The following is a 21,885-nucleotide window of genomic DNA, read 5'->3' on the forward strand; positions in this document are numbered from 1 at the left end:
GGGAAGCGTACAAAATCACACAAAAAAAGGGCGAGCTTTGCAAAGTGTCCTCTACAGACAACACTTGTTTGGATTCTATCGCCACTGCGTGGCTCCAGAATGACAACAGCAGTGTCCTGCAGCAATTCCTAACCACTGTCTACTTGTACATTCACTTCGTTCAAGTACCAATAGTGTGCAAGGTTATGACGCAACTGAATACTTGTATTCAGATATGGCATAACCGCAGCCACGAACGCCAACGGCGTTAAATGCTGGTCTCGGTCATGTCCAAACAAGTTTGGCCGCGCCCGGATGACCATTCCAAGGAACCGTCATGATTGGGCCAGCGAACACATATGTCTTTACACTAGACAAATCATTGACAAAATGAGAGTTTAGTCTTTAATGCAACGGACAGAAATGGCAAAATCCTTTTCGTACCCCAACTTTGCATTGATACCTTCGTAACTTTGCAGCCCTACATAATAAGCTTTATACCAATCTCGTTCTGTAGAACACCAATAATACGTTTCGGATTTTTCACCATAGTAATCACCAAGAAAGTCCCTAAAACCCGCAGGTAGTGCCGAAAAACCGAATACATCCGTACCATTTCCGTTGCTACGATTCCAATCAGATGTAGACTTGAGTTTTGTTCCTATTGAATCTGCCATAGCAAACAGCGTATTCCACTCCTTAGCATCGGGAATATGCCATCCGTTAAAGCAAATTCCTCGCACTGGATATGTCAGTGAGCATTTCTTGCTAAAACCGCAGTTCTTGCCATTTTCACTGAATACGCCAACACTATCCATTGCAGCCGGCCAAGTATAAAGTCTTCCGTATTTAGAGCAATTATTCTCATTATCGTTATAGCAAAAACTATCTACCGTTTTGTAGTTGAGGTTTTCCACCATCCAAACCTGATTACCAATTTTCACCGTTTTGTACGTTTGCCCATCACGCAAATCTTTGACCGTATTCGATAAAGAATCAAAAACACAACCATCGTCAACCTTTTTAGCGGAAACACTAGACAAAGCTTTTACTGAACTGCTTGATTTTGCAGAGCTACTACTAGACTTTTCCTGTTTTGCAAAAGAAGACGAAAGAGAAGCGCTAGTTTCCTCATCCAAGTCCACGGACGAGGTGTTTTCACTGCATGCGGCAAAGAAAAACAACGTGAATGACAAAACAAGAGGATAAGCAAGCATTGCAACGGACCTATTTTTTTTGTCCGCAATATACAAAACAAGCTATTAAAAAAACACAATAGCCTGCCAGTGAGTGTCGCAGCAGCAAACTTGTTTGCCGATATGACCGAACGCAGTAGCGGACGCCGTAGGCGTCAAAAAAAGCCCTCGGTTTTAACCGAGGGCAGAATTCACTGGATCCTTCGACTCCGCCTTACGGCTTCGCTCAGGATGACGTAATGCGCAGAGCGTTCACCCCGCTACATTTTACTCCGTGAGCAACAAACGCCTCGTATTGCGATTTCATCGCATAAACCGGCGCCTCAACAATAGAAACAAGCAAGCTTGTTTCTGCTGTATTCGGCTTGGATTTATTTAACGAGGCGTGTTGGCGACCTTTGGCCACTTAGTGCTTTAGCACTTATGTGGACATGGCCACCTTTAGGTGGTAGCGAGGCGAAGACGGAGTCCCCGCCTTGCATAAGAGCCGAGCAGTCTTATTTGTAAAGCGGGTGCTTCTTGCAGAGAGCGACGATGTCTTCGCGAATCTTGGCGAGAGCGGCTTCGTCGTCCTTAGCCTGGATTGCACGGTCGATAATGCGAGCCACTTCGCGGGTGTCTTCTTCGTCGAAGCCACGGGTCGTGATAGCAGCAGTACCGAGACGAACACCGGACGGGTCCATCGGCTTGCGCGGATCGAACGGAATCGTGGAACGGCTGCAGGAGATGCCGACCTTTTCCATGGCAACTTCAGCTTCCTTACCGGAAACGCCCTTAGAAGTCATATCGACAACGATGAGGTGGTTGTCGGTGCCATCGCTGATGACCTTGTAACCGAGCTTCTGCATTTCGGCGCACATAGCCTGAGCGTTCTTGATGACGTTCTTCGCGTAGGTCTGGAATTCCGGCTGCAGAGCTTCGAGGAATGCAACGGCCTTACCGGCGTTGATGTGGTCATGCGGACCACCCTGCATGCCCGGGAACACGCCCTTGTCGATTTCCTTGGCCAAAGAAACTTCCTTGAGTTCGCCCTTCACCATCTTCTGGATCGTGCGGTCCTTGCACATGATGATAGCGGAACGCGGGCCACGGAGAGTCTTGTGAGTCGTGGTGGTCACGATGTCGAAGTACGGCACCGGAGATTCGATTGCCTTACCGGCGATGAGGCCAGCAATGTGAGAAATGTCAGCCATCGTGAGAGCGCCAACTTCGTCTGCGATTTCCTTGAAGCGCTTCCAGTCGAGGTTACGGCTGTAAGCAGAGAAACCAGCGAGGATCATCTTCGGCTTTTCGCGGAGAGCAATTTCGCGGACCTTGTCCATGTCGATGCGACCAGTTTCCTTATCGACTTCGTACTGCACGAAGTTGTAGAGCATACCGGAGAAGTTCACCGGATGACCGTGAGAAAGGTGTCCACCGTGGTCGAGTTTGAGGCCGAGGACCTTGTCGCCCGGTTTGAGGACGGCGAAGTACACGGCAGCGTTGGCCGGAGAACCGGACAGCGGCTGGATGTTCACGTGGTCACAACCAAAGAGCTTCTTGCAACGGTCGATGGCCAGAGCTTCCATCTTGTCGATCACTTCGTTACCACCATAGTAGCGCTTGCCAACGTAGCCTTCGCTGTACTTGTTGGTCAGCACGGAACCCATAGCTTCCATGACTGCCTTGGAGGTGTAGTTTTCAGAAGCGATGAGCTCGATGCCATATTCCTGGCGTTCGGCTTCTTCCTGAATGATGTTGTAGATTTCCGGATCGGTCTGTTGCAGTGTAGATTTAAGCATTATAGCTCCTTTAAAGTTCGCGTCCAAAATATAGCTTTTTTAGACGAGAGACGAGGGACGAGAGACGAGAGATTTTTCTTAAAACTAGCGCAAAGTGCAGTCTTTTTATGGAAGGGGGATGTATCCCCCTGGTTCGCACGTTGTTACTCACCACCCCCTCTACGGGCTTAGAGCCTGCCCCGGACTTGTTCCGGGGCCAGCCCGTAACGCCCGGCTTAGCAAGATTCTACCGGGGACCGGATTCATTCCTGACACGGACGGCAAGTTCAACGCCAGATTTTTCAACACGTGCCTGGTAATCGGGTTTTAGAACGCTTTTCTCTTGCGGACTGTTTTCCCCATCCCGGCCATACCAGTTATCCACCACGTAGGCAAAGCCTCTTGTTGATTCATCCGGCGAGCCATCTTCGTTTTTCAGGCGATAGTCCCGAACAGGCACATTGTTATTGTAAACATTACCTTCAATGTAACAAGACGCCGAATCCGAGCATTCCATTCCAGCATCCCCCACATCGTAGATGAAATTGTTATAGGCATGAATTTTACCATGACGAGCAAGCACACCGCGAAGTTCCAAATTTGAGAAATAATTGTGGTGCAAAGTCAATGTCTGCGCAGAATCGATGAAAATGTCCGGTTCAAGCCCAAATAAAATGCCGGACTGTGCATTTTCAAAACGGTTCCACGAGAGCGTGACCGCATTCGAGCCTCGCTTGACATCAACCAAGATTAGCGGATACTCTTCAAACGTGCAATGGTCCACCCAGACATGGTGCGTGCGGTTGTGGATCGAGAGCGCACGGCGGCTCGTCGTATCCCGTGCCGTAATTGCCGGTGCGGTAAAGGTCAAATTCTCGAAAATGAGATTTGAGGATTCCTGAGTCAAAATTCCCATACCGGTAATGCGAATATCGCGCCCACGACCATCCACAGTTTTATCAGACTTTATGCGCAATGGCGAACGCAAATTGTACGTTCCATCTTTTTCAAAGAGAATCCAGACTGGATTATCCTTCTCAGCGCATTCACGGAAAGAGCCCTGGGACAAGGCGACCTTAGTTCCGTAATTTCCCAACGAATCCACCTTTGAAGAGTCGACAACATCAATTAAATCTTCAGTTGTCGTGACAATGCAAACTTCGCCTTCCACTTTCTCAATTTTCCCCGTGCTATCGGTTTTTCCAGTAGCACCAAGCGTTCGAACTGCATAGCCTTGAATTTGTTTGAGCAAGGCTTCATGAGCACTCCAGTCGCTCTCGGGATATTCTGTTGCTGTTGCGATTTCAGGCTTTACGACCTTGATGTCCGAAGCCACATCGGAGCCGTCAACAAACAAAGTATCCCCTGCATTGGATTGGACCGTCGTCGAATGGACTTCCTCCGGGTCGCCAATTTGCACATCGAAACTCCCCTGCGGAAGCGAGTCAATTACAAAATGCCCTGTACTATCAGGAACAACGTAACGGTCAAGACCCGCCACGCGGACAACAGGCGATTCACCAAGGACTACATAGCCTTCAATAGACGTTAGTTCGCCCAACTTGATGGTATCAACCTTGGAATCGGCCTTGGCATCAAGCGCTATAGAATGCACAGCACCCGTGGCTTCCGTTTCGCTCACATTGCGAGCTTCAATGGTATAGCGACCATTGCGGACTTCGAATGAAACGTGCCCATCCTCATTGGTTTCATTCCAAGCTTCTTCCGCAGGGCCGCTAGAAAGGTAATTGTCCGGCAAAATACGAACACGCGCTGTAGATGCAGGCGTTCCATCAGCCATTTGAACATACAAAGCAATAGTTGATTCGGCTTCGGTGCCACCAGCAACGTTTCTTTCGGTGCACGCCGTCAAAGCCAACGCAAAAACTCCAAGCCAAGCAAGCAAGCGCATTTGAGCAACCGTCATCCTACTAGTTTTCATGATTGCCCCCTTGAACTTCGGCAGGTTCGCGAGATTCATCCGCAATTTCACGAGAAGCATTCTGTATTTCGGCACCGCGAATGCGGCGTTTGCGCCCACGCCTCTGCGGTGGCGGATACGGGTCCGAAAGCGGGAAAAGTTGCATGCCGAGCTGGAAAACGCGATTCGGCTTTTGACACGCACCTACTTTAGCAAGCACTTCGCGACGGAACCTGCGCACCATTTCGACAAGCTCTTTATAAGTCGTTTCGTCACAACCAAATGCGAGCGTCGAAAGATTGCGCTCACTACGATCAAAACGGTCCATCGCCGTCTGCGCCACGTCCAGATTCTGTTGGATGTAAGCGTTCACCGCCGTATTGTACGATTCAAAGCCACTCGAAACAAGACCTTGCGTTTGTTCATAAAATCCTGTTTGCTCGTTTTTCTTGATCATCGACAAGCGTTCCAAAAGCGCAATCGAAGACTTTACCTGGCTTGCAGAAATCGGCGGGCGCACCATAAGGCCCAAGGCGGCATCGTCACCCACATACGGGTAAAAAGTCACAAGTTCACGAACGACAGCATGGTACCAATGGTCAAAATATTCAAACTGGTCCTTCGCCAAGTTTTCCACCTTGCATTCCTTGGATGCGACAAGCTTTTCCAGGAATTGACGGCTTTCGGTATGCGTTTTAGCCTGGTTAAAAGCAACCATGTTTGCAAAGTACGCTTTTTCGCGTTCGTCACTGCAAAAGATAGACGCAAAAACTTCGACAATGCGGTCGGTCAGGTTTCGCTTGCCCTGCAAGATCTTATTGAACATCGATGAATCGAAGCCCGCTTTTTCGGCAATAAAACGATGGCTAAAACGCCAATCACTTGCATGGCGCTCTTCGTAGGCGTCTTTCAAAAAATCGCGGTAATTCAGATATTCAAAAATATTGATCATTAGGCTATAAACTATGAGGTCGGGGCTTCGCCCCTTTGAGGTCTGAACTTGTGATTGTCATGCCCGTCCCGGAACTCGTCCGGGATGACAGACGGACATCTCCTTTTATCAGAAAGAGTTACTAATAGTAATATACATTATTGTCCACAGTTTTGCAAATTTTATGTCCACATTATGTTATAAAAAAAATGTGTTATTTTTTTGAAAAATCTAAAAAAGTTCATTTTTTACGTGAAAAATATCGAATTATCAGATTTTCTCACGTAAAAATTCAGACAAACTTATTAAAAATTCAGCAAAAAGTATCTTTTGCCACCTTTTAGACAGTGTTTTAAGCTTTAAAAGCTCAAAATTTTTCATTTTAAAGCAAAAATCCGCATTCAAGCGGATTTTAACTACATACAACATCAAAATTTTACGTGAATATCAAGCTTATTTTGAAGATATTCACGTAATATCCAACTAAAAATGGAATTTTCGTTTTTAATAGCGGAAGTAGTTGCCTTTGGGGAGGTTTCGCAAATCCGACTGATTGCGAACATTTTGCACTTTTTGGCCAAGCGCATTGACCGTAAAGCCTTTTGTACGCGGTTGCGCAGCAAGCTTTTTGCCAACAAGCGCTGTAGTCTGCTTATTCTTCTCGCGAACAGCCTTGCAACCGGTACGATAAACATCCTTCATATCAAACGCAATCATGTCGATATTCGGGCCGCCATCTGCCGTCGCCGACTGTAAAATCACTTTGAAGTCCAAGGCATCCACCCAGACGTTGTCGATATAGACCGTATCCCACTTGTCCCAGCTTCCGGTGGACTTGAATGTCACATCGTAGGTGCCATTATCTACCGTAACCTTCATATCGCGATTAGCGCTTCCCGAAAACGAATAGCGGATCATCACACGTGCCTTTTCTGCAGACTGGTCCGAAGTCACCATGTACGTGGCCTTGCTGTAGGCAGAATTATCAAGATTGAAGAAACCGCCGCCAGTATAGCCTTCATGATTCTTTTCAGTCCAGCCATCTCCAAATTCAGGTTCCGCCATGTCAATCACTGACGGCCAAGCGTCCGTACCAGCCTTGAGCGAGCACAGAGCTTCGTCAAGTTCCTTGACTTCCACTTCACCGCTTGAACTGCTAGAACCGCCACCAGGACCTTCTTCGTAAGAATCTTCCGAAGCATGAGAAATCGGCGTGCAAGCGGCACCGCCCTTGAACATCGCCGTGTATGTGATGTCACGGGCCTTCGTCTTGAAGCCATAATAAATCATGTTCTTCGAAACTTCGTTGCAGTCATCATCGACCCACTTTTCAAACGTCTGGCCGTTTGGCGTCACGCGGAGCGTCATCGGGGAACCCGCCGGGAAATACTGCGTCTGCGTAATGAGGCCGTTGTAATTCGAGAGGTTCGTCTTGACCTTGATGGTATAACGCTTCTTAATTGCAGACACAAGCGTCGTAAGCGCAGCCTTTGCATCGGCAGAGAGGTTCGTGTTGGACTTGAGATTATCTGCAAGCTCTTCGCAAATCATCTGGGCGTGGCCCATCGAGCCCATTTCCTGGAAGTGCGTCGTACCATCGTTCACTCCATCAGGGAAATTCGGGTATTCACCCTTTTCCAGCTTTTTGTAGAGATAGCGGGTCACATAATCGCCCATACCTTTGTACGTATTGTTATACGTGTTGTACGACTTCATGTTCAAATCGACAAACGGAATCTTGTTGTTCTTGGCAACCGTCTGCATCATGCCGCGGGCATCGTAGTTGTTAGAGCCCGTCGAGAACACGTTGCGGCTACCGTTCAAGTTCATCGGAGAGACGAGGACGACATTGGCGCCCTTGCCCTTGCCAGCATCGACATACTGTTGGATGAATCCAGAGAACTTCGACGGCTCCACATAACGCGCGGCCTTTGAATAGTCGCGGTCATTATGGCCAAATTGCACAAAGAGGTAGTCGCCCTTTTGGAGCTTTCCCTTGACCTCGTCCAAGCGGCCTTCTTCGATAAACGTTCTAGAGCTACGGCCACCGATTGCATAGTTAAGGACTTTCACACGGGAGGCGTCAAAGAAATGCCCAAGCACCTGGCCCCAGCCCGTTTGCGGATAGACGTTATCCTTATACGTCTGCACGGTCGAATCGCCCACCACGTAAATCGAAAAACTGGTGGAATCGCTTACAGCGACACCTGTGAAAACAGCGGCAGCAAAAAAGAATTTTATAAACTTATTCATAGTAATTCCTTTATTGTCATGCCCGTCCCGGAACAAGTCCGGGATGACAGTCGAGCATCTCCATCTTGTATTTTGAAAGGTGATCCCCGCCTACGCGGGGATGACAAAAAACACTACCTTACCTTTGCCCAAGTCGCAACAAGCTTTTCACGACCCTGGCGAACGACAACGCGGTAAACTCCGTTTGTACGCACGAGAGAAAACATATCCACCTCGCCCGCCAAAACAGCCTTACGCACGACAAGACTTCCGCTCATATCGAACACGCTTATGTCAGCACGTTCCGGAAGCAAAAGCTTATCGCCAAGGAGCTTTGCTCTAGCCGCCATCTTGATACCTTGCAGCGATGTCGTAATTGAATCCTTAGCATCCTTGCAATCCACACCAACACGGCAGACACCATCTAGGTTAAAGCCAAACGCATCAAGGTTCGGAGCACCATCAGAAGTCACCGACATAAACTTGAGTTCGGCTTCGCCCTGCGGCGCATCCATCACAACGTAAGCGGTATCCCACTTGTCCCAGCCACCTGTCGGAGGGGCGCTCAAATAGTAGTCGTGGTCAAGGTAGGCATTGAACATACGGTCTGTAGAACCGCCATTGGCGTAACGCACAGCAAGCGTCACGTAGCCTGCACCGGGGAACTTCACCTTGTAACTTGCAAACGACACGTTCGTGTTATCCAAGTTGAAATAGCCATCGCCAATATAGCCAGTCCATTCCGTTTGGGTCCAGCCAATTCCTGCAGTATCCGGCTTACTTGCGTCAAAGAATTTCTTGATATCCTTATCCACCTTGGTTTCTGTTTCTTCACTGCCATCAATCGGCGTGAACGGTTCAAACGTCACATCGTCAAGGCTCTTCGGAGTCGTTGTCGGGAATGCGGTCAAAGCCTTGCCATCGCCCGTGTACTTCTGAGCGGTACCGCCTTCATACACTGCAGTGAACTGAGTCGATGCAGAACCCATGACAAACGTGTGGATGTACGGAGACTTTACATTGGAGCGGCTCGGGGCGCCGACCTTGTTGCCGTTACCATCATACCAGCCCAAGAACTTTTTGCCGGACTTCGGAATTGTCTTGAGCATAACCGTCATGCCCTTCGGGTAGTAAGCGCTAAGAGAAGTCGCTTCGGCAGCGCCTTCCGGGCTCACCTTGACATCTACCTGGTACATAGGCGCCATGTAATCGCCAAGTTTTTTCACAATCGGATCCTTGTGGGCGCGCATCTGTTCTGTAATGATACGTCCAAAGGCATTCGCACCGTTCATCTGTAAATGCACCTGGTCCGTCTGGTCACTGCCCAAGTTGCTATATTCAGATTTTGTAGCATAGTTGAAGATAAACTGAGCCGAATAACGTTCGCCCACAGAAATCATGTAGTTCGCGACCATTTCGCTCATATCGATAAACGGAACGTTCAATTCCGTTGCAAGGCTCTGGTTAAGAGCCGGGTAGCCACGATAGCTGTTATGGATCTGCGTTGGAGAATCATAGTACAAGCGACGAATCGGGCTCATGATAATCGGATAAGCGCCTTTCGCCCTGACATCGCTCACAAGCTTTTTCATGTTGGAGGCAAAGAAGTCTTCCGTGCTGTAGTTCACATCGTTAATACCGAACTGGACAACGACATAGTCGCCAGCCTGCAACTTGTCCGCAATGCAACCACCATTGGAGCAGCCCTTCTTAAAGAACATGTCGTAATAGCCGACCGCGGTGTTACCCTTTTTGTCCTTACCGCCGCCACCAAGCGACATGCCGCCCTGTCCACGGTTCACCACTGCCGCCTTGTTTACATCGAACCAGTAATGAAAATCCTGGCCCTGGCCCTGTTTGGGATAATAACCATCAGCCCAGTCCTGCATGGTGGAATCGCCAAGCATATAAATTGTAACCTTAGCCATTGCAAGTGGAGCCGCAATCATCGAAGTCGCAACAACGCCCTGCCAAAACTTAGAAAACATACCCATCTGAAAACCTCTTAAAAAATCCCAAAAGCTTCCGAGAGCAACTCCCGGAAGCACACAAGTTATTTTGCGGCCTTACGCAAGCTCTTCGAAATCACGCGACCGTTCAATTTCACAACCATCATGTAAGCACCACGCGGGAGCATTTCGCGGTCAAACATCACCTTAGACGTTCCGGCAGTCACATTGCGGGAGATTCCGCCAACGAGCTTACCTGTCACATCAAAGGCATAGATTTCAGCAAGGCCAGCCTCGCGAGTCTTGAGGATACCCGTCACCGGATTATACACATTCGGCATAAACGTCTGAGAAGCCGCAATCGTCGTTTTCTGCGTACCATCATAAAGTTCCACGTCATCAATACCGAACGTAAACAAGTCGATATTTGGGCCACCATCACTTGTCATCGAAGAGAGCTTAAGCGTATTCACACCTGCCTTCAGCGTCACATCAATATTCGCTTCTTTATACGTCGTCCAGCCTGTAGCCGGGAAACTTACAGTTCCCACGGACTTACCGTTCATAGTGAGGGCCATGTTACGGCCGCTCGTTCCGCCATTTGCAAAGCGGATCGTAAGCGTTGTCTTGGCTTCTTTCTGCGAGAAGATTTCCCAGATGGCATAGCTAGCAAGCGTATTTTCGAAGTTGTAATAGCCATTTTTGAGGTAACCTTCGTTATCCTTTTCGGTCCAGCCAGCACCTTCCTTCGGCTTCGAGGCATCCAAGATGGACTCGCCATCGTTCACGACAGGAGTCGTATCAACCGGGACTTCAACACTTTCGCCAACGACATAAATATCCGGCTGCTTGAGAGACTTGACCATGTCCGGCATGTAGTAGCCCACATGCGGCGGCTGGTTGTAGGCCGTATTTTCGGAGGCAACCGCAGTACGGTACGTGGCGTCGTGCATCAAGGTATAGACGCGATGCGGGCTTGTAACCGGAGTGGCAATGATATAAATCGTCGTCGGATCCTTTTCAGAGCGCACAACGAGTTCTTCACGCCAGTCACCAAACAAGTCTGCAATAAGGCTCGGAGTATTCTTGGTGCCATTGCAACCCGTTACACCAAGCGCGGCCGGACCGTCAAAATAAGTTTCGGACTTCTTGTCGATGGAGTTAAACTTTGTTACAAAAGCACCGTCCAAAAGCTCATCGTATTCATCACCGTCAAAATAAATACGGAAATTCTGAGACACTGCAGGCGTTCCAATGAGCTTACCCTTAGCGGTTTTCATTCCACCACCCTTGCTAGACCACATCTCGTAACCGCGATGGGTAGAATCTACGTCAGCAGCCATGCCGCGTCCGTTATCTACGCCAGGGTTCGGCTGAGCCGTTCCCCAGATAATCGTACCATCATGGGCACGTAATTCATCAGTGTACTTAGCATCCTTATGTTCGTGTACGTCCCAGGATTCAAGCCCCGGATGGTCCGGATCCAAATCACCGATATGGTGAGCGTCGCCATGGCCAAGACCAGTGCGGTAGCGCAAAGTACCATCATGGTTCAAGGCTGCAGCACCGAAGAATACCTCATCATAGCCGTCGCCATCAAGGTCAGCCGCCTGAAGACTGTGGTTTCCTTCGCCATAGAGACCCTTGCCCGGGTCTTCAGACTTGTGGTACCAGCGTTGCTTCAATGTTTTGCCATCAAAATCATACGCAACCACATAAGCAGACGTGTAATAACCACGTGCAAAAATTGCACTCGGATGGACGCCATCCAAGTAGCCTGTCGCAGCCAGGTAGCGTTCGCAACGGTTACCGTAGTTGTCGCCCCAGTAGCCCTTGCCATCCTTGCCCTTCACATGCTGGTTGATGTCTCGACTAGGCACAAAATCAATCGTCGAAACCGCAGCGCCATCAGCACCGCGGAAAACGGTCAAGTATTCCGGTCCCTTGAGCACAAGGCCGTTGCCGTCACGGTAATCCTTGGACTTGTCGCCAATCGCCTTGCCTGTTCCGTCGATTGTACCGTCGGCGGTCTTCACAATCATTTCCGCCTTGCCGTCGCCATCGTAGTCAAAGACCTGGAACTGCGTATAATGAGCACCCGCACGGATGTTCTTGCCAAGGTCAATGCGCCACAGGCGCTTGCCGTCGAGCTTGTAGGCATCGATAAACACCGTACCCGTATAACCCGTTTGCGAGTTATCGTGTGCGTTAGACGGATCCCACTTCAAAATCAATTCGTATTCGCCGTCGCCATCGAGGTCGGCAGTACTCATATCGTTCGGAACGTAAGTGCACTTTTCACCGTTCGGCATCGTCTGAGCAGCAGGAACTTCAAGTTTAATCGTCTTGTAGGGGAAGGAATTTCCGCTGTTCGAGACCGTCTTATCCAAAACGAGAGACAGACCAATCTGGGACTGTTCTTTACCATCGACAACGGCAGCCACCGTGTACTTGGAGGTCGTTGCGCCCGCAGCATCAAGGTAGCTCGTGCCGGCAGACTTACCAACCGAGGCAATCTTCTTTCCATCACGATAGAGGACAAATTCCGTCGCCGGGTCGTCGGTGCCCAACAAGCGCCAACTGACAAGCATTCCCTTGCCCACGTTTGACGCGACAAGGCCGCGCGTCAAGTTTTCCATCTGACGCGGCGCAGCAAAAGATGGAACAGCAAGCCCTGCAGCAAGCGCAGAACTTACAAGAATAGACTTGAAATTACGATTGGATCCCATAACAACGCTCCTAACGGTGTAAAACCAAACTCTTGTTTCTTTCAAATATAATCTCTTTTCAATAAAAAGTCCACATTTTTTATTATACTTTTAACTTTCAAACGATAATTTGCTAGAAAAAGTCCACAAAAGGAATTTATTATTTGTCTACATTAGTAAACCTGTTTTTAGGAAATTTCGACCACAAAAAGTTCAGTTTTCGTAAAAAAACGAAACGAAACGCGCCAAAAGTTCTCGTAAGTCGTTCCTTTAACTATATTTAACACGAGTATGCCGCATTGGTGGAAAAATTTTTCGTGGGAATGGCTGTTCGATCATATCGCAGCCCGTTCTCCGACATTTGTAAAAATCATGGTTGTCACCGGAAAGTCATTCCTGTACTATCACGGAATGACCCGTGCCGCATCTTTGACCTACACGACGCTCGTGGCAGTCGTTCCACTCCTCATCATGCTCACCTCCATCACTCTCGCTGTCGGGTTCGGTAACTTCATTTCGGACTACCTCCCCATCGTGATTGACATGCTCAATCTGGACTGGCCGACCGAGCAAATCATGGACATCGTCGAAAATGCCGAGCACATTCCCATCAAAAAACTCGGATTTATCGGTGCAGGCGGTCTTTTTGTCACATTTATCCTCGCGTTCGGAAGCCTCGAAACGAACTTCAACGTTGTCTGGGAAAACAAGACTTCCAGAACTTTGATTCGCCAGATTAAGATTTACACGCCGTTCCTCCTCATTGGGGCTGCCGTGGTCGGCATGTTCGCAGGATTCGTGAACCATGTGCAGAACGTGCTCAAAGTCATCATTGTTGACGGATTCCACTTTTCGCCAGAAGTCATCAAGGCGCTCATCACCGTATTCTGGTACTCGGCATTCCACATCGCGGCTCTCCTCGTGATTTTCATTATGCTTTATGCGCTCCCGGCGCGCCCGGCAGGCCACAAGCCCTACACCCGCCGTAAGCTGTTCTTGGCGTCGATGCTCTCGACTTTGCTTTCTTGGCTTGCCATCAACATCTACGTGAAGATTCTGATGCTCATCCAAACGGCAATGGTCACGCGCATGTCCATTTTCTACGGATCACTCGCTTTTATTCCACTATTCCTCTTCTTGCTCTTTGGCGTCTGGTCCATCATTTTGTGCGGCAACAGTCTCGTGTGGACAATCTGCCACTGGCCAGCAGTCAGCGCAAAGAACTGGAGATGGGAAGGAAACACGGACGGACTATGAAAACAAAACTTTTGACATCTCTCCTCATGGCGCTCTCGCTCGCCGTAAGTTCCCACGCAGAACTCCAGGGTTCCCAAGATTACGAACCGGGTAAATTGGATACATCGGGATGGAGCGCTCTTTTGGGCGTTAGCGGCGGCAACTCGTTGATTGCCCGCGATGGCACAATTTTCATGACTCTCCGCATCGGCCTCGTGCTGAATCCCTACATTAGCCTGGGTGCATACAGTTCATCGATCCTTAGCGACGTGCAAAACCCAAAGGTTCACCATTCTCAGATGATCGACTACCATGCATTCGGTGCATTTGTCGAACCGGTCGTTTTCCGCGATGGTTTCTTTTCGATTTCGCTTCCCATGAGCATTGGCGGTGGTGAAGTCGATTTTATGGACAAGGGTGATGAAGACGGATTCAAGGCCGAAGACGCATTCTTTGTTGCTGACTTCGCCGCTCAATTCAACTTCCGCGTCACGAAACTTCTCGAAGTTTCCATTGGCGGTGGCTACAGGCTGTTCGCCGGCATCGAAGAAAACAACCTCCAGAACAAGGATTTCCGCACTCCGTTTGGAGAACTGAGATTCACGTTTAAGGAATTTTAGTTCATCATCCCGAACACTAGCTCGTCATCCCGAGCAGCGCGAGGGAACCAGTAAAGATTCTAATGAAAAATGGCCCGGCAGAAGTGAACTGCGCGGGCTTTTTCAATCCTTTACGCAACGAACTGAATAGCCATTGCTTCTAGAGCTATAATCTACAATTGCACCATCATAATGATAACCTATGCCGATGTCGTACACATCGTATTCATGTGAATATTCAAACTCTGTAGAACTCCAGAATTCCAAAAATTCACCTACATGTTCAAAAGTTCCATTGTTTTTTCTGTAACCTGCCGGCAATGCCGAGAAACCGAAATCATCCGAGCCGTTACCACTCGTACCATCATTTCTATTTTTCCACCCACTCGTCGATTTAAGCGCTTTTGCCGCTATTTTTTTACCACCAACAGCAGTAAACAATGTTTCAAATTCTTCCAGCGTCGGCAGATGCCAACCTGAAGGGCAAGCAACCGTAGCTGCATCCCATTTATAATAACGACCGTACCTCACACAGCCATCATCACCACAGAAACTACTTTCCATTTCGTAGTTAAGGTTTTGAGCCATCCACGTCTGGGCGCCGATGGACACAGTCTTGTACGTTTGACCATCGCGGGAGTCTATTATGGAATCCACGACTACTGTAGAAGGATCAACTATCAGGGACACACTAGAAGAACTTGAACGTGCTGACGACGAAGCTACACTGGATGAGCTACGCTTGTCTGAAGACGACGAAACAACACTAGACGAGCTACGATTAGTAGAAGATGAGGATTGCTCGTTTTTTTTACTCGACGATGACGTTTTTTTGCCAGAACTCGATTTTGCAAAACTGCTGCTTGACGATTTTTTTGTTTTTGCCGAAGACGAAGATTGAACAACGCTAGAGGAAGACTCGTCCGAAGGCTCAGTAATTGAGCCGCTATCATCATCGCAAGCGAGAAGGAAAATCATCATGAAAATCAATATACGAAGAGCGAATTTATTCATAATACGAAATATAGTAATCGGAACCGCGACTATGTCGCGTTATGCAATGAGTTTTTTACAGAAAAATCCTTACATTTTCAGTGCAAGCCACTTTTTATAAAATTATCTTTTAATCGATGCTTGATTACATTTCGATTCGCGGTTGCAGACTCCATAATTTAAAAAATGTCAACGCCCAGTTTCCGCTGGGGAAAATTACGGTTGTGTGCGGACCTTCGGGTTGCGGAAAATCGACACTCGTGATGGACACGCTCCATGGCGAAAGCAAGCGGCGTTACCTTGAGACGCTCTCGCCTTTTGCTGCGGATTTACTCGGAGGCAAGCGAAGCATTCCGCTCGACAGTGCCGAAGGACTTCCGGCGAGTTTAGCGATTGCCGCCACGCGTGGAGAAGCGCCCGCGAAAGCATCTGCGCTTTCGATTGCCGAATGTGACAATGCACTGCGAACATTATTCGCTGCGTTTGCAAAGCCCGCCTGCCCCATTTGCGGAGCCCCGATGGTGAGCCAGAGCCGCGAAGAGATCATCCGCGAAATTGCGGGAATGCCAATAGGGACAAAACTACAGTTTTTGGCGAAAATCGAGTTAAATGGAAGTCGCACGACGCTCGACAAGCTATCGGCGGTGTTTTTGGCACAAGGTTTTACGCGAGCGTTGGCCGATGGCACGATGTATTCGCTTGCTGACCTGCTGCCCGGCGAAAAAGTCTTGACACCCAAGGAATTTTTCATCATCGTTGATAGAATCATCGTTCGTGAAAATACACGTACGCGAATCGCAGAAGCCGTTGACGGAACGCTAAAGCTCACGCACTCTGCAATTACGCTTGACATTGCTGGCGAACGCAAGTTCTATAGTACAAAGCCGTGCTGCCCGAATGCAAACGACAAACAGCACCAAACAAGCGACATACGAGAAGCTATTGCGAGCCTAGATGCGCGTGCTTTCTCGCCATACAGCCGCACCAGTGTCTGCGAATATTGCGACGGCACTGGACTTTTGGAAGTCCCGGAAAACGACGAGGACGAAAACGCAGAATGCCCGCACTGTCACGGGCTCCGCCTCAAGAAAACATACTTGAACGCGACTGTAGACGATGTCAGTTACAAGCAAATTCTCACGACGGAATTTGCAGATTTACCAGAACTTCTGCACAAAATTTTCGATAACAAAATCGGGCAAAATTTAAAAGCGACATTCAATTCGCTCCTCGACCGTATTGAAGCCATCAACGATTTGGGCATTGGCTACCTCACGCCAGGACGCGCGGGACAAACGCTTTCGGGCGGCGAATTGCAAAGACTCAAGCTCGCAAGCCTTAGCACCGGACATTTGAATGGTCTTTTGATAGCGCTTGACGAACCCGCCAGCGGTCTCCATGCTAGCGATGTCACGGCTCTTTGGAAAGTTCTCGAAAAAATCCGCAAGCGCGGCAACACGCTCGTACTCATTGAGCACAATCCGCAAATTATCAGGCGAGCCGACTACATTATCGAAATGGGGCCGGGCGCAGGTGAAAAGGGCGGCGAGATTTTGTTCCAAGGCTCTCGCGACGAAGTGCTGAACAATCCGGGATCGCCCACAGGAAAGTGGATTCGTGAATTAGGTGTAAAAGGAGATTCCCGCTCGGCGGCAATCCAAAACACCAAAGAAAGCACAGCGATTCTCGTTGAAAACTTCGCGAAGTTTGACATGGCGCCAGTCAACGCAGCCTTCCCCATCAATAAATTCAGCGTGATTACCGGCCAAAGCGGCAGCGGAAAATCGACACTCCTTTTTGAAAACATCGCCAAACGCGCCAAAGCCGAAGAATTCAAGAGCCTCGGCATCGACGCTCTTTCGATTCTCACAACCGGAGATTTTCACGGAAGCAAACGCAGCACCGTCTTGAGCGCCATCGGCCTCACCACACTATTACGCGACTTGTTCGCCAAGCTCCCCGAAAGCAAAGTACGTGGCTACACCGCCTCCAAATTCAGCATGCACGCCCCCGGCGGTCGCTGCGAAAATTGCAAAGGCGAAGGAGTCATCTACGATCCGCTCGGCTACGAAGAATCCGAATGCCCCGTTTGCCTCGGCAAGCGCTTTCGCGATGAAGTCTTGGAAATCCGATTCAAGTCGCTTTCCATAGCTGACATCTTGGACATGGAAATCGGCAGCGCATACAAGCTCTTCACGAACATGAAGCCGTTCGCTGAAAAACTGAAACCGCTTGTAGACACAGGCCTTGACTACTTGAAACTCGGTCAAACGACAGCACACCTCTCCGGTGGCGAACGCGCTCGACTCCGCCTTTCCATTACACTCGCGCGAGCCAAAGCGCCGAACACGCTATTTCTCTTTGACGAACCCGCCCGCGGTCTCCATCAAAAGGATATTCAGCAATTGCTCGACCTCATTCACGGACTTTGCAATGCCGGCCACACCGTCATTGCTATTGAACATGCACAAGACTTCGTCGACGCCGCGGATTATGTGGTGGAACTGAAGCGGAAATAAAAATATCTTTCTGTAATTCAAAAATTATATTTTAGATGTACCGCACGGGACGTTGCAAGGAGGATTTATGAACATTCGCAAATACTGGAAAAGGATTTTGTTTTCGGCCACAGCTCTATTTTGGGCTAGTTGCGGCGGAGACAGCGAAAATTTTTCATCCGTTCCATACAGCAATGAAAGTGAAACGTATTCAAGCAGTTCTACCGACATTCCATTGAGTAGTTCTGAAACAGTTTCAAGTAGTTCTACAGAAGTTTTTTCAAGCAGTTCAATTGAAATCATTCCAAGCAGTTCCAGCGTCGAAAAATTAGGCCCATATAAACTAGCAAGAGACACTTCAATCACGTGTAAATTAGAAAAATCATACTCCGGTTTTTGCGTTGGAGACATGAATGGGCATCATAAAATATATCAATTAATAAATAGTCTTGAACAAAATGACTCCCGTTCATTAGAAGAACTTAACGAAATCGAAAAGGAACTTGAGAAAATCGGCAGCAATCTCCTTATCGAAACACATTGCGTCAGTTACGAACATATAGATTTATTCAAATGTTCCAACGACAGTGCTTATGAAAAAAAATACTTCGACCCAGGGAAAAAAGATTATTACGTAATAGACAGCCTTCTCTATTCTTTCGAAGAATACAAGACTAAGTTTTCTTCTCCAGCACCATCCCCACTTTGTCAAAAAACAGATTTTGTATACGGAACAGATCCTGATGTTTTCGATGATACACAAGCATACATTGACAGCGTAAAAAAAGAAAAATTACTCTCTAGTGATGAACAAGCATGTATCAACACCGCGCAAGAGCATAACAGCGCCTTTATAGGAATTCTAGCAAAGACGCAAATATGCGATGGAATTTCTACGATAAACCCATACTATCAAGCGTTCATCCAAAATTCAATTGACGAATGTTTAAAAAAGGAGTAGCACGTGAAAAAGTTTGCACTCTCGATTTTACTTTACGCAGCATTTTGCTCAGCATGGGCCGCTCCGCTGTTTATCGGTTATTACCCCGATTGGGGCAAATGGCACAAGCCCGCCTACACTGTAGATAAAGTTCCGTACAACAAATTAACACACGTGCTGTGGAGTTTCATCACGCCAAACACGGATGGTTCATTGCGCGGAGATGCTGCAGAAGACCCAAGCGCACTCGACGAAATGGTAACGCTCGCCCATGCAGCCGGTACAAAAGTCATCGTCTCGCTCGGCGGTGGCGGACAAAGCGACAACTTCGTGCCCGTTGCATCAAACGATGCGCTCCGTCAAAAATTCGTCGCAAACCTCGTCAAATACGTCGCTGACCACAATCTCGACGGGCTTGATATGGACTGGGAATGGGAATACAATCCCGTCCCCGAGGCAGACACTATCGCCTACAGCAAATTGCTCACAGAACTACGCGAAGCCCTCCCCAAAGACAAAAGCCTTTCGGCAGCGCTCCCCTGCTCGCCCTATTACGGAAAATGGTTCACAGCCGAAGTTCTCGTGAAAAACTTGGACTGGTTCGGCTTTATGACTTACGATATTACCGGCGACTGGGATGACAAAGCCATGTTCGATTCGCCGCTATACCCACACGATGGATACACCACATGGTCGTGGGAAGAAACACGCGACTATTGGAAAAAGCGCGGCGTCCCGACAGAAAAAATGGTCTTTGGAATTCCGTCATTCGGCTTTGAATTTCAAGGAGCAACAGGACCGGGCACAGACTTTACCAAAGGAACCGCCAAGCAAATCGCATACAAAGATATCGTCACAAACACCGACTGGAAATACTTCTATGACAGCGTCGCTGTAGAGCCCTACGGCGTATCTTCAACCGGATACGTGACCTTCGAAGACCCGCATTCTTCCGCCGTCAAATCGCGATGGGTCAAGGAGAATGGTTACGCAGGCATCATGGTCTGGGAAGTTTCGCACGACTACATCGAAGGCGTCGGAAATCCGATTCTCGATAGCATCGCTGTCATACTGCGCGAAGAAACGACGGGAATCCGTGACATTCACAAGAAGCGTGCGACGAGCTCTCGGCTAGACGCCTCGAAAAAAACGAATGCGCAAACAAAGCGCGTAGATGCCCTCGGAAAAAGCGTACAAAACAAAGGCCACGAAAGTCGCCTAAAGAACAAGTTTATTTTTAGAGTGGAACCGTAAATATACCTTTCCCCTTGCCAAACATCTCTTACTTTAGTATAATTTGATAACGGTTATCAAATTTCGAGATAAGCATGGGCATTATTAAATACAAAACCAAACAGCAGGAACTGCTCCTATCTTGCTTCAAAGCGATGCAGGGCCGCCATTTCACAGCAGAAGACGTGGCGGCTTATTTCCAGAAGCAGAACATTTCTATCGGCATTGCAACTATCTATCGCCAGATTGAAAAGTTTGTGGCGATGGGCGTTGTTCAAAAGTATTTCCTTGGCGAACAGAACGCCGCCTGCTTCCAATACATGGGCGAAGAATGCCACAAAGAAGTTTCGCATTTTCACCTGAAGTGCGAAAAATGCGGCACGCTCATCCATCTCGAATGTCACGATCTTGAACAGCTGAGTTCGCACCTGATGGCAGAACATGGTTTTGCACTTGATCCATTCCGCACTGTTTTTTACGGACTTTGTGAGAACTGCCGCCTAGCGAGCTAACAACTTAATTACATATTTTTTTTACAAAGGATTCTTATGAAAAAGAATAAGAAACCGGTGGTACTCATCACCGGGTATTTGGGGTCGGGTAAAACCACGCTTTTGAACAATCTTCTCAAGCAAGAAAAGAGAAAAGTCGCCCTAATCGTAAACGATATGGGTAGCATCAACGTCGATGCTGAGATTTTGAAAAAGAACGGTTCGAACGTCACCGAATGCCCGATGTTCGAATTGCAAAACGGATGCATCTGCTGCACCTTGCGCGATGAATTCATCCAGCAGATTGAAAAAATTTCCAACCTCGATTCCATTGAAGTCGTATTTGTCGAAGCCTCCGGCATCAGCGATCCGGGTGCGGTGAGCGCAAGTTTCCTTGCTTACGAAGAAGACAACCCGAATACGAATGTTTACTTGACATCCATCGTCACAGTGGTCGATGGCGATAGAATTTACCGCGAATTCCTTAGCGAATTAAAGCAGAAAAGAGAAGAAAGAGATTCGCTCGCCGAAAAGTACGACTTGAGCGATGAAGAAATTTCCACACTGATTGTAGATCAGATCGAATTCTGCAATTTCATCATTTTGAACAAGTGCGACCTACTCAGCGCAGACCAGCTCAAGGAAGTGGAATCCGTTGTTCGCGATTTCCAGCCGCGAGCCCCGATTATCCATTCCGTCAACGGCGATATCGACATCGAAAAAATCATGACGACAAAGCCGTTCAACTATGATCAAATTGATTCCTCTTCGGCCATCCAGAAGGCTACCGCAACATTAACCCAGCCAGGTCGCAAGAACAATGGTTGCGTTGACGAATACGGAATCACATCGTTCGTTTTCGAAGCTAGACGCCCGTTCAACAGAACCCGCTTTATGGAATTTGTCAACAACAGATACCCGTCACAGCTCATCCGTTCCAAGGGCTACATCTGGTTTTCAGACGCCAGCAAGGACGTGCAGCTTTTCGAACAGGCAGGTCGTAATTCCTCGATTTTGCCCGTTTCGTACTGGATTGATGCTCTGCGCGAAGACGTAAAGCAATCGTACATTGACGAAAATCCTGAAATAAAAGAAAACTGGGACACTCAATTTGGCGACCGCGAAAACCAGGTTGTGTTCATCGGCAAAGGCTACAACAAGGACGACATCATTGTCGAGCTTGAAAAATGTCTTGACGAAAGAGCGTTTGCATAACCGC

15 protein-coding genes are annotated in these 21,885 nt (G+C 48.3%); 7 read left to right on the forward strand and 8 right to left on the reverse strand.

What is annotated here, in order from left to right; all coding sequences use genetic code 11:
• Nucleotides 1–377: 377 nt before the first annotated feature.
• The 7 genes from CRN95_RS01855 to CRN95_RS01885 all read right to left on the reverse strand — a co-directional run bounded on the left by CRN95_RS01855 (nt 378) and on the right by CRN95_RS01885 (nt 12,697).
• Entirely contained in the window at nt 378–1,196 is an 819-nt protein-coding gene (locus tag CRN95_RS01855; RefSeq protein WP_097019951.1) for a fibrobacter succinogenes major paralogous domain-containing protein, read from the reverse strand.
• 476 nt (nt 1,197–1,672) lie between these two features.
• Entirely contained in the window at nt 1,673–2,956 is a 1,284-nt protein-coding gene (gene glyA / locus CRN95_RS01860; RefSeq protein ID WP_097019952.1) for a serine hydroxymethyltransferase, read from the reverse strand.
• Between the two features lie 226 nt (nt 2,957–3,182).
• Entirely contained in the window at nt 3,183–4,877 is a 1,695-nt protein-coding gene (locus CRN95_RS01865) for a polysaccharide lyase family 1 protein (protein ID WP_159462255.1), read from the reverse strand.
• Nucleotides 4,867–5,808, reverse strand: a complete 942-nt coding sequence (locus CRN95_RS01870) for a TIGR02147 family protein (RefSeq protein WP_097019954.1) — start codon at nt 5,806–5,808, stop codon at nt 4,867–4,869. The genes CRN95_RS01865 and CRN95_RS01870 overlap by 11 nt, the downstream gene beginning before the upstream one ends.
• Before the next feature lie 483 nt (nt 5,809–6,291).
• Nucleotides 6,292–8,040: a GDSL-type esterase/lipase family protein gene (locus tag CRN95_RS01875; RefSeq protein ID WP_097019955.1), complete on the reverse strand. Its 1,749-nt coding sequence runs from the start codon at nt 8,038–8,040 to the stop codon at nt 6,292–6,294.
• A gap of 113 nt (nt 8,041–8,153) precedes the next feature.
• Nucleotides 8,154–10,007: a GDSL-type esterase/lipase family protein gene (locus CRN95_RS01880; RefSeq protein WP_235002814.1), complete on the reverse strand. Its 1,854-nt coding sequence runs from the start codon at nt 10,005–10,007 to the stop codon at nt 8,154–8,156.
• A gap of 65 nt (nt 10,008–10,072) precedes the next feature.
• Complete coding sequence (locus CRN95_RS01885; RefSeq protein WP_097019957.1) at nt 10,073–12,697, reverse strand: carbohydrate-binding protein; 2,625 nt, start codon at nt 12,695–12,697, stop codon at nt 10,073–10,075.
• A gap of 270 nt (nt 12,698–12,967) precedes the next feature.
• Here CRN95_RS01885 and CRN95_RS01890 point away from each other — a divergent pair, with 270 nt between their 5' ends.
• Both CRN95_RS01890 and CRN95_RS01895 read left to right on the forward strand, forming a co-directional pair.
• Nucleotides 12,968–13,933, forward strand: a complete 966-nt coding sequence (locus tag CRN95_RS01890) for a YihY/virulence factor BrkB family protein (protein ID WP_014547088.1) — start codon at nt 12,968–12,970, stop codon at nt 13,931–13,933.
• The gene (locus tag CRN95_RS01895; RefSeq protein ID WP_097019958.1) at nt 13,930–14,532 is read left to right on the forward strand and encodes a hypothetical protein; all 603 of its coding nucleotides are present in this window, start codon (nt 13,930–13,932) and stop codon (nt 14,530–14,532) included. Before CRN95_RS01890 ends, CRN95_RS01895 begins: the two co-directional genes overlap by 4 nt.
• A gap of 102 nt (nt 14,533–14,634) precedes the next feature.
• Here the strand turns inward: CRN95_RS01895 and CRN95_RS01900 are convergent, their stop codons facing one another.
• Nucleotides 14,635–15,492, reverse strand: coding sequence for a fibrobacter succinogenes major paralogous domain-containing protein (locus tag CRN95_RS01900; RefSeq protein ID WP_235002815.1), 858 nt, complete (start codon nt 15,490–15,492; stop codon nt 14,635–14,637).
• A 149-nt stretch (nt 15,493–15,641) separates the two neighbouring features.
• Here CRN95_RS01900 and CRN95_RS01905 point away from each other — a divergent pair, with 149 nt between their 5' ends.
• From CRN95_RS01905 to CRN95_RS01930, 5 genes are all read left to right on the forward strand, one after another.
• On the forward strand, nt 15,642–18,023 hold the full coding sequence (locus CRN95_RS01905; protein ID WP_097019959.1) for an ATP-binding cassette domain-containing protein: 2,382 nt from the start codon (nt 15,642–15,644) through the stop codon (nt 18,021–18,023).
• Between the two features lie 67 nt (nt 18,024–18,090).
• The gene (locus tag CRN95_RS14610; RefSeq protein ID WP_141099852.1) at nt 18,091–18,963 is read left to right on the forward strand and encodes a hypothetical protein; all 873 of its coding nucleotides are present in this window, start codon (nt 18,091–18,093) and stop codon (nt 18,961–18,963) included.
• Between the two features lie 3 nt (nt 18,964–18,966).
• Entirely contained in the window at nt 18,967–20,196 is a 1,230-nt protein-coding gene (locus tag CRN95_RS01920; RefSeq protein WP_235002816.1) for a glycoside hydrolase family 18 protein, read from the forward strand.
• 74 nt (nt 20,197–20,270) lie between these two features.
• Complete coding sequence (locus CRN95_RS01925) at nt 20,271–20,687, forward strand: Fur family transcriptional regulator (protein ID WP_073423067.1); 417 nt, start codon at nt 20,271–20,273, stop codon at nt 20,685–20,687.
• A gap of 36 nt (nt 20,688–20,723) precedes the next feature.
• Nucleotides 20,724–21,881: a GTP-binding protein gene (locus tag CRN95_RS01930; protein ID WP_088630319.1), complete on the forward strand. Its 1,158-nt coding sequence runs from the start codon at nt 20,724–20,726 to the stop codon at nt 21,879–21,881.
• Nucleotides 21,882–21,885 lie beyond the last annotated feature (4 nt).

Origin of the sequence: Fibrobacter sp. UWB16, from assembly GCF_900215325.1 — a bacterium.
Classification (GTDB): Bacteria; Fibrobacterota; Fibrobacteria; order Fibrobacterales; family Fibrobacteraceae; genus Fibrobacter.

Excerpts from the sequence above, each read along its gene's own strand:
- CRN95_RS01855 (WP_097019951.1), bottom strand. The coding sequence starts at position 1,196 with ATGCTTGCTTATCCTCTTGTTTTGTCATTCACGTTGTTTTTCTTTGCC.
- glyA (WP_097019952.1), bottom strand. The coding sequence starts at position 2,956 with ATGCTTAAATCTACACTGCAACAGACCGATCCGGAAATCTACAACATC.
- CRN95_RS01865 (WP_159462255.1), bottom strand. The coding sequence starts at position 4,877 with ATGAAAACTAGTAGGATGACGGTTGCTCAAATGCGCTTGCTTGCTTGG.
- CRN95_RS01870 (WP_097019954.1), bottom strand. The coding sequence starts at position 5,808 with ATGATCAATATTTTTGAATATCTGAATTACCGCGATTTTTTGAAAGAC.
- CRN95_RS01875 (WP_097019955.1), bottom strand. The coding sequence starts at position 8,040 with ATGAATAAGTTTATAAAATTCTTTTTTGCTGCCGCTGTTTTCACAGGT.
- CRN95_RS01880 (WP_235002814.1), bottom strand. The coding sequence starts at position 10,007 with ATGTTTTCTAAGTTTTGGCAGGGCGTTGTTGCGACTTCGATGATTGCG.
- CRN95_RS01885 (WP_097019957.1), bottom strand. The coding sequence starts at position 12,697 with ATGGGATCCAATCGTAATTTCAAGTCTATTCTTGTAAGTTCTGCGCTT.
- CRN95_RS01890 (WP_014547088.1), top strand. The coding sequence starts at position 12,968 with ATGCCGCATTGGTGGAAAAATTTTTCGTGGGAATGGCTGTTCGATCAT.
- CRN95_RS01895 (WP_097019958.1), top strand. The coding sequence starts at position 13,930 with ATGAAAACAAAACTTTTGACATCTCTCCTCATGGCGCTCTCGCTCGCC.
- CRN95_RS01900 (WP_235002815.1), bottom strand. The coding sequence starts at position 15,492 with ATGATGATTTTCCTTCTCGCTTGCGATGATGATAGCGGCTCAATTACT.
- CRN95_RS01905 (WP_097019959.1), top strand. The coding sequence starts at position 15,642 with ATGCTTGATTACATTTCGATTCGCGGTTGCAGACTCCATAATTTAAAA.
- CRN95_RS14610 (WP_141099852.1), top strand. The coding sequence starts at position 18,091 with ATGAACATTCGCAAATACTGGAAAAGGATTTTGTTTTCGGCCACAGCT.
- CRN95_RS01925 (WP_073423067.1), top strand. The coding sequence starts at position 20,271 with ATGGGCATTATTAAATACAAAACCAAACAGCAGGAACTGCTCCTATCT.
- CRN95_RS01930 (WP_088630319.1), top strand. The coding sequence starts at position 20,724 with ATGAAAAAGAATAAGAAACCGGTGGTACTCATCACCGGGTATTTGGGG.